9 protein-coding genes are annotated in these 13,318 nt (G+C 67.9%); all 9 read right to left on the minus strand.

What is annotated here, in order from left to right; all coding sequences use genetic code 11:
- Positions 1 to 4: 4 nt before the first annotated feature.
- The 9 genes from IM25_RS04040 to IM25_RS04080 all read right to left on the minus strand — a co-directional run bounded on the left by IM25_RS04040 (position 5) and on the right by IM25_RS04080 (position 13,299).
- Positions 5 to 853, minus strand: a complete 849-nt coding sequence (locus IM25_RS04040; protein WP_033098437.1) for an SDR family oxidoreductase — start codon at positions 851 to 853, stop codon at positions 5 to 7.
- Positions 853 to 2,805 (minus strand): hydantoinase B/oxoprolinase family protein, encoded by a 1,953-nt coding sequence (locus IM25_RS04045; RefSeq protein WP_065995776.1) that lies wholly within the window; start codon positions 2,803 to 2,805, stop codon positions 853 to 855. The genes IM25_RS04040 and IM25_RS04045 overlap by 1 nt, the downstream gene beginning before the upstream one ends.
- Complete coding sequence (locus IM25_RS04050) at positions 2,802 to 4,904, minus strand: hydantoinase/oxoprolinase family protein (RefSeq protein ID WP_065995777.1); 2,103 nt, start codon at positions 4,902 to 4,904, stop codon at positions 2,802 to 2,804. The genes IM25_RS04045 and IM25_RS04050 overlap by 4 nt, the downstream gene beginning before the upstream one ends.
- 196 nt (positions 4,905 to 5,100) lie before the next feature.
- Positions 5,101 to 5,778, minus strand: coding sequence for an SRPBCC family protein (locus IM25_RS04055; protein WP_033098439.1), 678 nt, complete (start codon positions 5,776 to 5,778; stop codon positions 5,101 to 5,103).
- The gene (gene cutA, locus IM25_RS04060) at positions 5,775 to 8,303 is read right to left on the minus strand and encodes an aerobic carbon-monoxide dehydrogenase large subunit (RefSeq protein ID WP_033098440.1); all 2,529 of its coding nucleotides are present in this window, start codon (positions 8,301 to 8,303) and stop codon (positions 5,775 to 5,777) included. Before cutA ends, IM25_RS04055 begins: the two co-directional genes overlap by 4 nt.
- The gene (locus IM25_RS04065; RefSeq protein WP_006551027.1) at positions 8,300 to 8,971 is read right to left on the minus strand and encodes a (2Fe-2S)-binding protein; all 672 of its coding nucleotides are present in this window, start codon (positions 8,969 to 8,971) and stop codon (positions 8,300 to 8,302) included. The genes cutA and IM25_RS04065 overlap by 4 nt, the downstream gene beginning before the upstream one ends.
- Complete coding sequence (locus IM25_RS04070) at positions 8,968 to 9,882, minus strand: FAD binding domain-containing protein (protein ID WP_065995778.1); 915 nt, start codon at positions 9,880 to 9,882, stop codon at positions 8,968 to 8,970. The genes IM25_RS04065 and IM25_RS04070 overlap by 4 nt, the downstream gene beginning before the upstream one ends.
- 87 nt (positions 9,883 to 9,969) lie before the next feature.
- Positions 9,970 to 11,418, minus strand: a complete 1,449-nt coding sequence (locus tag IM25_RS04075) for a uracil-xanthine permease family protein (RefSeq protein WP_065995779.1) — start codon at positions 11,416 to 11,418, stop codon at positions 9,970 to 9,972.
- A gap of 177 nt (positions 11,419 to 11,595) precedes the next feature.
- Positions 11,596 to 13,299, minus strand: coding sequence for a helix-turn-helix domain-containing protein (locus tag IM25_RS04080; protein ID WP_033098441.1), 1,704 nt, complete (start codon positions 13,297 to 13,299; stop codon positions 11,596 to 11,598).
- Between the last annotated feature and the right edge of the window lie 19 nt (positions 13,300 to 13,318).

The raw sequence follows: 13,318 nt of genomic DNA on the forward strand, positions 1-13,318 counted from the left end.
CGGGTTACCGGCGCGGCATCGACGAGACGAGATCCGCGACGCGGGCGGGCGCCCGACCGAGCAGTGCCGCCGTCACGGCGCTCCCTGCGACGAAACCGTGATCGTCGTAGAAGTCGAACATCGCCGCCAGACGCTCCCGGGTATCCGCGGGCAGGTCGCGGCCGTGGCGCTCCATCCACACCGGGACGGACACCTGCTCGATCTCCACCGACCGCCCGGCGACCGCGCACAGCTGCCGCACACTCACCGAGTCCGGTCCCCCGAGCTCGTAGGTGGCGCCGTGGTGGATGTCCGTACCCTCGACGAGGACACGGGCCGCCACCGTCGCGACGTCCGACAGGGCGACGAACGAGAACGGCGCGTCGGGGTCGTAGGGGACGTCGAGTGCATCGACCGAGCCGTCGAGGACGGATGCGAAGTTCTCCGTGTACGCGCAGGGCTGCAGAACGGTCCACCGCACCCCGGAAGCGTGCAGGATGTCCTCGCAACTCGCCTTGTCGAGGTGGTGCGGCATCGCCGGCGTGTACGGCCAGGCGACGGAGTGGTAGACAACGTGATCGACACCTGCCTCGGCCACCGCCGCGAGGAACCGTTCGAACAGCGCCGGTTCGTCGGGGTGCATGTTCGGGGCGATGAAGTAGACGCCACGGCAGCCCGACAGGGCGTCGACGAGCCCGGCACCGGTCTCGAGGTCGACAGCACGATCCCCCGCCTGCCGAGCGGTGTGCACCACTCGGCGGACGGGGGTCGTGTCTGCTGTCTCCAGCGCCGCGATGACAGCCGTTCCGGTCTTCCCCGCGGCACCGATCACTGCGAGATCGGTGCCGCGGGAGAAAGTGGCCGTCGTCGACATCAGTTGCCGATGAAGTCGTACTCGGCGAACTCGGCACCACCCGACAGGCGGGCGTAACCGGGACCGCGGTCGAAGAAGGGCTCTTCCTCGCCGCGCTCGGCGCGCATCTGCGCACGCAGCGCCTCGGTGGCCTCGACGTCGGCGACGGGCTCCTCCGCCGAGGTGTCCTTCAGGATCACGCCGTAGTCGTCGCGGGCGCCCTCGACGGACACCTTGCGCCACAGCACGTCCCGGACCACCTCGTCGATCGGACGATCGAGCGGGTCGCCCCAGCCACCGCCACCGGTGGTGCGGATGCGCACGACCTCGCCGGCCTTGATCGGCTCGGCGTCCGTGAGGGCGTCGAACTCGCGCTCGTTCGGGCCGCCGGGATCGAGGGTGACGGAGAACGGCTTGCCGGCCTTGCCGCCCTTGACGCCCCAGCAGGCGAGGATCGAACGGTCCGCGATGGACATGAAGTTCGCATCCTTGAGCATGCGGATGTGCTTCTCGTAGCCGAGACCACCGCGGTAGCGGCCGGCCCCACCGGAATCGATTGCCAGACCCAGCTTCTCGACGATGAACGGGAAACGGCTCTCGGTGAACTCCGTGGGCAGGTTCCGCGAGTCGGGCACCACGTGGATGGTGTCCTCACCGTCGGCGTAGTGCCGGCCGCCGGAGCCGCCGCCGAGCACCTCACGCATGAGGTAGGAGTGGCCGTCGAAGTCCTCGCCGTACACACCGGTGTAGCGGATGGTCTCCTGGTCGGCGGGCATGTTGCCGTCGACCGCCTTGGCGACCACACCGGAGAGCACACCGAGCAGACGCAGGATCACGAACGTGCGAGCGTTGGTGGGAGCGGGGAAGATCGGCGTGATGAGCGTGCCCGGCTCCGGGAACCTCATCTCGATCAGCGGCACGACACCTTCGTTGACGTCCAGTTCCGCCATGCGGTCCGGGGTGTCGGCCAGGTTGCGGAGGATCGGCGCCAGCCACTTGATGAGGAAGTTGCCGTCGGCGTAGTCACCGCAGTGGTTGATCGGGCCCTTCGCCTGCGGACCGGTGCCGTTGAAGTCCAGGATCAGGCGCTCGCCGCCCTCGTCCTCCGGGGAGGTCTTGGTGAGGGTGATGCGCTGCACGTGCAGCATGGGCTCGTCCACACCGTCGTGCTCGGCGTAGTCCTCCCAGGTGTACGTGCCCACCGGGATCTTGCTGAGGATCTCGCGGCGGTACGTCTCGGTGGTCGCATCGAGGATCGCGTCGAAGCAGGCCTCGACGGTCTCGACACCGTAGCGTTCGAACAGTTCCGACAGTCGACGCGCACCCATGAGGCACGCCGAGCACTCGGCGTCGAGGTCGGCGGCGAGCGAATCGGGCATGCGGGAGTTGCGGGTCATGATCCGCAGTGCCGCCTCGTTGGGAACGCCCTGGTCCCACAGCTTGATCGGCGGGACCATCAGTCCCTCCTCGTACACGGTGGTCGCACCCGAGGGCATGGAGCCCGGGCAGCAACCGCCGATGTCGTCGTGGTGGCCGAAGGCCTGCACGAACGCGACCACCGAAGGCTCGGTGTCGCCGGGGCGGGTCGCGAAGACCGGGACCGTGACGCACAGGTCGGGCAGGTGCCCGATGCCGCCTTCGGAGAGGTAGACGTCGTTGTGGAAGAAGACGTCGCCGGGCTTCATCGTCTCGAGCGGGAAGTCCCGCGCCACCGGATGCACGAGCGCCGAGTACGAACGACCGGTGAGCTTGCGCAGGTTGCGGTCGTGGATGCCGGCACGGAAGTCGTGGGCGTCGCGGATCATCGGCGAGCGCGAGGTCCGGGAGATGGAGGTCTCCACCTCCATCTCGACACTGGCGAGGTAGCCGGCGACGATCTCGACCAGCACCGGATCGGGAGCGCTACCCGAAGCGTCGGTCAGCCGGAAGGGCTTGCGGGTCGTGGCCGCGGCGGGGTCGAGAGTCGCAGTCATCGGGTGGCTCCGTTCGAGTCGGACGTCTTGCTGAGGCGGATGTTGCCGAAAGTGTCGATGCGAGCGCGGAATCCGGGATGAACCGGGATGGTCGAGCTGAATTCCTCGATCACGGCGGGACCTTCGAGTTCGTCGCCGGCGCCGAGGCGGGCGCGGTCGTACACGCGGGGGGTGACCCACTCGTCGAAGTACGCCTGACGGGTGCCGGTGAGCGCGTCGTCCGCCCCCGTGCCCGGGGCGATCTCGGCGAGTTCCGGTCGCTTGATGGGGCCGATACCGCTGACGCGGAGGTTGACCCATTCCACGTGCTGGTGGGGATCGTTGCGGAAGTCGTAGCCGTAGAGCTCGCGATGGGCCTGGTGGAAGCGTTCGGCCGCCTCGTCCATCAGTTCCTGGGTGATGGGGCCGTCGCCGACCGGCACACGCACCTCGAAGGCCTGGCCGAAATAGCGCAGGTCCGCCGAGCGGGCGTACTGCCGCTGATCGGGCCCGAATCCCTCGTCCTCCAGGGCACGTTCGGCCTCGGCCGCGAGGGCGTCGAGTCCGGCCTGTAGTTCCTCGATCTCCAACCGGTCGTGGCGGCTGACGTGCGTCTGCACATAGTCGTTGCGGACATCGACGGTCAGCAGCCCGAAGGCCGAGACGTTGCCGGGCTCGAGCGGCACGAGGACGTCCTTGAGACCGAGGATGTCGATGAGGCGACAGGCCAGCAGCGACCCGGAGCCGCCGAAGGTCACCAAGGTGAAGTCGCGGACGTCGAGACCACGCTTGACGGTGATCTGGCGCAGCGCGTTGGCCTGGTTCCAGGCCGACACTTCGAGAATGCCCGTGGCGCACGCCTCGAATTCGAGGCCGAGACGGTGTGCGAGCTCCTCGACGCCCTTGCGGGCGAGTTCGATGTCGAGCGGGATCTCACCGCCGAGCAGGTGGGGAGGGATGCGACCGAGCAGGACGTGGGCGTCGGTGATGGTCGGCTCGTTGCCACCCTTGGCGTAGCACAGGGGTCCGGGATCGGCGCCCGCCGACTGCGGGCCGACGCGCAGGGTGCCCTCGGGGGTCATCCACGCGATGGAGCCACCGCCGGCGCCGACGGTCACCACGTCGATCATGGGGATCTTGGACGGGTAGACACCCACGCGACCTTCCGTGGTGAGTGCCGGCTCGCCGCCGACGACCACGGTGACGTCCGTGGAGGTGCCGCCACCGTCGCAGGTCAGCACCTGGTCGACACCGGCGACGCCGGCAATCAGGGCCGCACCCAGGGCACCGGCTGCAGGGCCGGAGAGCACGGTCGTGATCGGCTGGTGCACGACCTCCTTCGCCGACAGCACGCCACCGTTGGACTTCATCACGTAGAACGGGATGTCGCGCTGTTCGCCCTCGGCGGAGGAGAACTCGCGGAGCCGGTTCGCGATGTTGTTGACGTAGTTGCGGATGTTGGGCTTGACCGCGGCGTCGACGAGGGTCGTGATGGACCGCTCGTACTCGCGGTACTCGCGCAGCACCTCGCTGGAGATGCTCACGGTCGCCTCCGGGTACTCCTCCATGAGGATGTCGCGGACGCGGCGCTCGTGCTCGGGGTTGGCGTAAGAGTGCATGAGGCACACGCCGACGGTGCGGATCTCGCGGTCCTTGAAGAAGCGGGCGGCGGCGCGGACGTCGTCCTCGTTCAGGGGACGAATCTCGCTGCCGTTGTAGGCGAGACGACCGCGGATGGTGCGGACACGGTCGGCCGGCACGATGCGGTCGGGCTTGACCCAGAAGTAGGAGTTGCCGTAGCCGTCGGGGACCGACTGGCGGGCGATCTCGAGGACGTGTTCGTAGCCCTCGGTGGTGATGAATCCGAGGGTGCCGACCTTGCCCTCGAGGAGCTTGTTGGTCGCGACGGTGGTGCCGTGACTGACGGCGTCGATCGCGTCGCCGGTCTCGCCGAGCTGCGCGAGGACCTTCTCGATGCCTGCGAGGAAGCCGATGGCCGGATCCTGCGGTGTCGACGGGGTCTTCGTGGTGACGACGGCGCCGGACTCGTCGTCCACCGCGACCACGTCCGTGAATGTTCCGCCGGTATCGATACCGACCCGAATCTTCCTGGATCCCATGTTTCCTCCTGGGTTCGTCTCGCCGGTGTCCCACCTGACGTCTGATGACATTCCACCCCCTGAGCGGCGGTGTTTCTTTGTCACATCTCGCCGAACTCGTCGCCTGGAGTTCGGGGTTCGTGCACCTGCCACCTGCAGACGACGGCACCCCCGGGCCGTGATGGCCCGGGGGTGCCGTGGAGATTCGACGAGAAGGTCAGCGTCGGGCGAGGATCGCTCCCAGGGCGACGCCCACCAGCGCGATACCGGCGCCCACTCCCGCGGACAGCAGAACGGTTGCTACCGAAGGTGTTCCGGCCGGTACCGGTGCAGCGGACGCAGCGGCCACGGGCAGCGCGGTGGTCTTCACACCCGCACCCTCGGCGACCTCGGCCACCTCGGCTCCGTTCACGCCCGCGAGAACTTCGGCTTCGGCCGCACTCGGCGCCGCCGGCAGACCGTCGGCGATCACACCGTCGATGCCGTTGAAGAACACACCGGCCATCTTCTTGGCGACACCGGTGATCATCCGTTGTCCGACACCACCGACCATGCCGCCGACGACCGCGTCCGCGTCGTAGGTGAGCACGGTGCCGCCGTCGCGTTCTTCGAGACGCACCGTCACATCGGCCTTGACCGTTCCCGGGGCACCGGATCCCGATGCCGTCATCACGAACGATTCGGGGCGATTCTGCTGCGACAGAACCACTTCCCCGTCGTAGGTGCCCTTGATGGAGGCCACTCCGGCGGTGATGGACAGCTTGTAGTGGTTGTCGTTGATCTGCTCGAGCGACTGCACGCCCGGGATCGTCGCCGCGAGAACACGGCCGTCCTGCAGGCTGTCGTACACCACGTCGGGAGGTGCCTGCAGTTGCGCGGTACCGGCGATTCTCATTCGTTCTCCTTGTTTCGGGACGCCGCGTGGGTCAGACGCAGCTCGAACAACTCCGAGGGGGAAATCGGCATGCTGGTGATCGGGATACCCTCCGCGTCCTCGACGGCCGCGGCGATCACCGCCGAGGTCGGGATGACACCGGCCTCACCTGCGCCCTTCATCCCGAGGGGATTGAGCGCGGAGGGGGTGACGGTGTGGTCCATCTCGAGAGAGTCGGGCATCTCCGTCACGAAGGGCATGAGGAAGTCCATGTACGACGCGTTGAGCATCTGCCCGTGCTCGTCGTAGACGATCTTCTCATAGAGTGCGCCGCCGATGCCCTGCGCAACCGCGCCCTGCACCTGGCCTTCGACGATGCGCGGGTTGATGACGTTGCCGCAGTCGTGCACCACCGCGTACCGGAGCACCCGGATCTCGGCGGTGACGGGATCGGTCTCGACGATCGCCGCGTGGATTCCCGACGCGAACGTCGAGGTGGGCGGCGAGTAGTAGCCGGTCGCCTCCAGGCCGGGCTGCTCACCCTCGAGGACGGGCGGCACCGACATGTCGGTCTCGGCGTTCGCGAATCCCGTTGCGCGACGGGATGCGTCGTCGAAGGCGTAGCGGAGCGGGTTCGACAGTACGGCCACGACACCGAGTGGGATCGAGGTACCCTCCGCGCCGGGTTCGGTGCCCACCACGCACACGTGCCCCTCGCGCAGTTCGAGATCGGCGACGTCGGCGTGGAGGTGGTCCGCGGCGATCTTCTTCGCCTTCTCCGCCACCATCTGCGCGGCGACGTGGAAGGCAGATCCGGACATCACGGCACCGCGTGAGGCGAACGTGCCGACCGCGTACCCGAATCGGCGGGTGTCGCCGGTGACGATCTCGACATCGGAGACCGGCACACCGAGATCATCGGCGACGATCTGCGCGAAGGAGGTCTGGTGTCCCTGGCCCTGGGTGGTCAGGCCCGTGGCGGCCTTGACCTTGCCCGAGGTCTCGATGAGCACGTGGGCGCCCTCGTACGGGCCCGGTCCCGTGCCCTCGACGTACGCTCCAACACCGATTCCGACGCGGCGGCCCTCGGCGCGGGCACGTTCCTTGTACTCGGCGAACTCGTCCCAGCCGATGAGCTTCTTGAGCTTGTCCATTCCGGCCTGGTAGTCGCCGGTGTCGTAGATGAGGGGACGGCCGTCCTGGAAGATCAGGTGGAAGTCGTAGGGCATCTCCTCGGGGCGGATGAAGTTGGTCTCGCGGACCTCGAGGACATCCTTGCCGAGATGCTTGGCGATGGCGTCCATCGCCCGCTCCATTGCGAACACGCCCTGGGGTCGTCCCGCGCCGCGGTAGGGCGTGACGATGACCGTGTTGGTGTACAGCGAATAGGCGTCCACCCGGAAGGCGCGCGGTTTGTAGGGGCCGAGCACCTGGGTGGAGGTGTTGAGCAGCACGATGATTCCGTACGGCAGGTACGCGCCGTTGTCGTGCCAGATCGAGAAGTCGAAGGCCAGCAGCCTGCCGTCGTCGTCGAACCCGACGGTGACCTCGTGGACCTGCCCGCGCTCGTGGGCGCTCGAGATGAAATGTTCGCGCCGGTCCTCGACCCACTTGACCTCGCTGGAGATCCCGGCCTGCCCCAGCTTGCGGGCGGCCCAGGTGACCATGACCTCCTCGGGCCACGGGTGGACGATCTTCACACCGAAACCACCACCGACGTCGGGGGCGATGCAATGGACCTTGTTGTGCGCCATGCCCAGTCGCGCGGCGATCGCAGCACGGGCGGACGTCGAGGTTTGGGTGGACGTCCAGAAGGTCAGCACCTTCTCGTCGTCGTCCCAGCGGGCGTAGACGCCCTTGCCCTCCATCGGCATCGACGCCGAACGTTCGATCTCGAGGTCGAGGGTCAACGTGTGCGGTGCCGCGGCGAGTTCCGCCTCGATGTCGCCGAACCCGTGCTGGAGGTGCGCCGCGACGTTGTCGGGCACATCCGGATGGACGACGTGCTCGGCGTTGCGTGCGGTGTCGACACCGACCACGGCCGGAAGGGCCTCGTAGGTGATGTCGATCAGCGCGCAGGCGTCCTCGGCGATGTACCGGTTGTCGGCCACGACCATCACGATCGCCTCACCGACATGGTTCACCTCGTCCTTGGCGAGCGGATATCCGTTGCGCGGAGCGGTGATCGCGGGGTGCGGGATGAGCAGTGGGAGATTCTCGGCCATCTCGGGCGAGTCGGCCTCGAGATCGTCGTAGGTGTAGATGGCGTGCACGCCCGGCAGTTCGAGAGCCGCATCAACGGCGATGTCGAGGATGCGGGCGTGCGCGTGCGGCGACCGGACGAAGGCCGCGGCGAGCGCGCCGTGCCCGAGATCGTCGAGATAGCGGCCATTACCGCTGACGAGCCGGTTGTCCTCGACACGCGGGATGGGCTTGCCGAACGACTTGCCCGACTCGGTGGCACCACCGACATCGGCGGGGGCGAGGTCGGTTGCCGTGCTCGTCGAGACCGAGGTGGAGACGGGCGAATCGGAGACGCTGGTCATGCTCGTCCTGCCTTTCCTCCGACCGGAGCGGTGGCGCCGCGGACCTTGGCGTCGAGCGAGGCGCGTGCCGCCTCGCTGTCGGGGCCGAGCGGTGAGCCTCCGGACCGTTCGCGCTTGATCTCGGCGGCGCGCAGCACGGCCGCCCGGATGTTCTGGTAGCCCGTGCACCGGCAGAGGTTGCCGGCGATCGCATCGGTCGCCTCCTCGTGGGTGGGCGACGGGTTCTCCTCGAGGAAGGCGGCGATCGTGGTGACGAATCCCGGTGTGCAGAAACCGCATTGCAGACCGTGGCAGTCGACGAACGCCTCCTGCACGGGATGCAGGGTGCCGTCCGGTTCGACGAGCCCTTCGACCGTCGTCACCGAGCGGCCCTCGAGGCTCGCAGCGAGCACGAGGCACGACCGCACCGGCTTGCCGTCGAGCAGCACCGTGCACGCGCCGCACACACCGTGCTCGCATCCCACATGGGTCCCGGTCTGGCGGAGGTGATGACGGATCGCGTCCGATGCCAGCGTGCGCGAGGGCAGCACCACGGTCTGCGTCACGCCGTTGAGGGTGAAGGTCACGGCGACGTGGTGCTCGCCGGTCTCCGCCTGCAGCTCGTCGACCTGTTCGGCGACGGTACGCCGCGAGGCATCGCGACCACCCTTGTGGATCGAGCTCGTCATCGACTTCCTCCCGTGTGCATCGGTACCCGTGTGTCGTCGCGGATCGCGTCCTGCGCGGCCGCGAAGCCGACACGGCCGGTCAGTGCCGCCACCAGCTGCGACCGGTAGCGGTCGGTGGCGTGGATGTCCGCCTCCGTCTCGACGGTCTCGCGTGCCTTCTCCGCGACCTGCTGCCAGAGCGGGTCGCGCTCGTCGTGCGCCGAGGCTCCGCGCAGGATGTCGGTGTAGTCGACGACCTGCCCGAGTTCTCCCGCGGAGACGTAGGTCATCCGGGCGGACGTCACCGCGCCGTCCTCGACCTCCACCTGCGCGACCACGCCGACGAGTGCGTAGTCGCCGTGGCGTCGTGCGATCTCGTCGATGGCGGTGCCGGTACCCGGCCGCGCAGCCGGCACCGTCACGCTGGTGGCGATCTCGTCGGCCTCGAGGGTCGATTCGAGCGGCCCGGCGAACAGCTCGGCGGCGGGGATCTGCCGGACTCCGCGGACGGAGCGAACCGTGAGCGTTCCCCCGAGCAGCGACAGCACGGCCGGCATCTCCGCGGACGGATCGGCGTGGACGATCGATCCCACGGTCGTTCCGCGATTGCGGATGGTCGGGTGTGCGACCAACCGGAGCGCGCGGCCCAGCAGGGGCTGGACCTGCGCGACCGTCGAATCGGATTCGAGCGCTGTGTGGGTGGTGAGAGCGTCGAAGGTGACGCCGAGTTCCGGTGAAGCGGAGATCGCGTCGAGGCGCGGGATCGAGCCGATGTCGACGAGGTGAGCCGGTGCCGCCAGGCGCATCGACAGCAGTGGAATCAGTGACTGGCCGCCGGCGAGCACTTTGCCCTCGTGCGCGCCCCCCGCGAGGATCTCGCAGGCTTCATCGATCGACCGCGGTCGGTGGTAGGTGAGTGGCGACGGTTTCATTGAACAGATCCTGCCCGCATAGTGTGATCGGCGTTTCGTGGAGAAGTGACAAAGCTCACCGGTCGACAATGTCAGATGTAATAGAGGTCACGCGAACTCCTTCAGCCTCCCGGCGCCGCTCTCCCCGTCGGGATCGGGCTCCGTCCGGACCGGTTCTCCCTGATCGGAGGGGGTATCGGGATCCTCGGGGGGGATGTCCTTGGGGGCGATGACCCGGCACAGGTGGTAGAGACCGATAACGACGATGGTGCCCAGCGCGATGCCGCTCAGCGAGAACGTGTCGGTGAACTCGAGGCTGGTGTCGCCGATGGCGATGATCAGGCCGGCCGCGACGGGCATGAGGTTGCGCGGGTCGCCGAAGTCGACGCCGTTCTCCTTCCAGATCTTGGCGCCGAGCAGGCCGATGATGCCGTAGAGGACCACGGTGATGCCGCCGAGCACGCCGCCGGGGGTCGCGGAGATGACCGCGCCGAACTTCGGGGAGAAGCCGAGGAGCATCGCGATGACACCGGCCGCGGCGTAGGCGGCCGTCGAGTACACGCGGGTCGCGGCCATGACGCCGATGTTCTCCGCGTAGGTCGTCGTCGGGGAACCGCCGACACCGGTGGCGAGGGCCGTGGCGAGACCGTCACCGGCCAGCGCGCGTCCCATCATGGGGTCGAGATCGGTCTTGGTGATCTCGGCGACCGCTTTGACGTGTCCGGCGTTCTCCGCGATCAGGGCGATGACGCCGGGCAGCACGAGCACGATGAAGGTGAGGCTGAACGACGGGGCATGGATGCCGACGACACCGGCGGCTTCGTCCGTGAACGGCGGCAGACCGAACCACGGCGCGGACGCGACGCCGTCCCAGTTCACGCGGAAGTGTTCGGTGACGGCGTCGGCACCGGCGTCGTAGGAGGTGATCGGTCCGCTGATCCGGTCGAGGATCCACGACAGTGCGTAGCCGAACAGCAATGCCAGGAAGATGGCGACGCGGCCGAGGAAGCCGCGCAGCACGACACTGCCCACGATCAGCGCGATCATCACCGTCAGCGCGACCCACTGATCCTGCGGCCAGTAGGTACCGGCCACCACCGGCGCCAGGTTGAAGCCGATGAGCATGACCACCGCGCCGGTGACGACCGGCGGCAGGATCTTGAAGACCAGCGAGCCGCCGAGGAAGTGGATCACCACACCGATCGCGGCGAGCACGAGCCCGGAGACCATGATCGCACCGGTGACCTCCGACGGCGAGCCGCCCTGGGCGTAGATCGCGGCGATGCCGCCGACGAAGGCCGCGGAGGTACCGAGATAGCTGGGGATCCGGCCCTTGACGACAGCGAGGAAGAACAGGGTGCAGAAGCCCGAAAGCATGACTGCGAGTTGCGGGTTGAGTCCCATGATGATGGGGAAGACGAAGGTGGCGCCGAACATCGACACCACGTGCTGGCCGCCCAGGCCGATGGTGCGGCCCCAACTCAGGCGCTCCATCGGCGCCACGACCTGTCCCGGTTCTATGTTCTTGCCGTCTCCGTGCACTGTCCAGATGGGCATATCGGACCTTTCAGCAGAGTGTGGGTGCCGATAGCGTTCACGTGGATCGTTACGCCTGTGTTGCCGATCACACGTGTACTTCGGTAGCCGCAAACGCTAACGGAGCAGCTCCGGCCCGGCGTGGGAGGAATCTGCCAGGAGCGACCTTCCGAAATTGGCAAGATCGGTGGTTGATCGTCAGGAATCGATCCCGCGCATCGCGATGATCTTGAGGGCGAGCGAAAGGTCCAGCCGCAGTTCGGGCTGCTCGGTGAAGGGACCGAGGATCTTTTCGAGTTTCGCCACACGATAGCGCAGAGTGTTGTAATGAAAATGTAACTGGCGCGCGGCTTCTGCGATGTTGATGTTGGTGGCGAGGAGCACCTCGAGGGTACGGCACATGTCCTGCGCCTCGGCCGTGCCGTCGGTCAGTTCCTTGAGCGTCTCGCGCGCGAACGACTCGAGTTCCTCGGTGTCCTCGACGAGGCTCAGCAACCGGTACACACCCAGATCGTCGAAATGGGTCACCGCCCACGGCCCGGAGATCTTGCGCCCCACTTCGAGTGCCGTGCGCGCCTGGGCGTAGAGCACCGGCAGGTCGTCGGTGGACGACGACGCACGCGAGACCCCCACACCGAACGGGCGACGTCCTCCCCCACCGGCTCCGCGCACCTGGGCGACGAGTTCGTGCACGAGGGTCATCGTGTCGCTGCCCTCACCCATGAGCACGACGGTCTCGGTCGCCAGGGCCGTGACGGACGCTCCGGAATCGCGGCCGGCGAGCGCACCCGCGAACGCGCGGGCCTGCCGTTCCACGACGGGCAGTCGCGCCGGTGCCGCCGAGGAATCGTCGTCCACGCGATCGGGTTCGACGGCGACCACCACCACCGGGCGGTCGAGATTCCAGCCGAACATCTGGGCGTGCACGATCACCTGTTCGGGTTCACCGGCGCGGCCGCGCAACAGGTCCCGGACGAAGTTGGCCCGGTGCTTCTCCTCGACCGCCGACACTGCGAGTTCACGACTGACGACGAGCGCACACACCGTCGCCGCCTGCTCCACGAGATACAGATCCGGCGCGGAGAGATCGCGTGCGGGACAGAAGAACACGAGCCGGCCGTGGTCTATGCCATTGGCGGAGATCGCGGCGATCGCCACGTACTCGTTGCCGAATCGGTGCAGACCGAGCCCGCCCTCGATCGAATCGGTCCGCACCCGGCCAGTCGCGTCGACAGCCGCCGTCGAGGACAGCCAGGCGAAATCGGACTCTTTTCCGGCCCTGTAGGTCTGGCGTCCGTCGGGCGTGGTGATCAGAACCGCCCCGCCGAGCCGGCGCGAGATGCCTTCGGCGAGCGCCCTGTGCCCACCCCCCGCCATGACGATCTCGAGCAGCCCGCGACGGAGGTGATCCGCTTCGAAGACCGCTTCCACCTGAGCGACGGCCATGTCGCGGAGATCCCGCGCGAGACGGTGATCCGCGACGACCTCCTCCGGCGTCGTCAGCACAGGGAGGGGAACGTCGTCCGTGAGACCCTGCGGCAGCGGGTGTCCGGTGTCGAGTCGGACCACCAGAGCCGAGACCTCGCTCCGGTCCAGCCGCGCCAGGAAGTCGGCGATCGGCACGGCGAGTCGCGCGAGCACGGTGGTGGAGGTGACGAGCAGCAGTCCCGGACGCAACCAGGGACCGATCTCGGGGAGCATCATCACCGCGACCCCGGTGACGGCTCGCGCCGTGGAGACGTCACCGGCGATCACCGTCGGTGCGACGAGGAAGCCCGAGGAGACGACGTCCGTGAGCGGGCAGGGTTCGAATGCGACCGCTGCGCTGTCCTCCGGATCGGCTGCGCTGCGATCCGGTTCGGCTGCGCTGGGCCCCGGTTTCTCAGCCTTGCGCACCGTCACAGCAATACCCGTCCACCTG

It is taken from the genome of Rhodococcus sp. p52, from assembly GCF_000763325.2.
Classification (GTDB): domain Bacteria; phylum Actinomycetota; class Actinomycetes; order Mycobacteriales; family Mycobacteriaceae; genus Rhodococcus; species Rhodococcus pyridinivorans.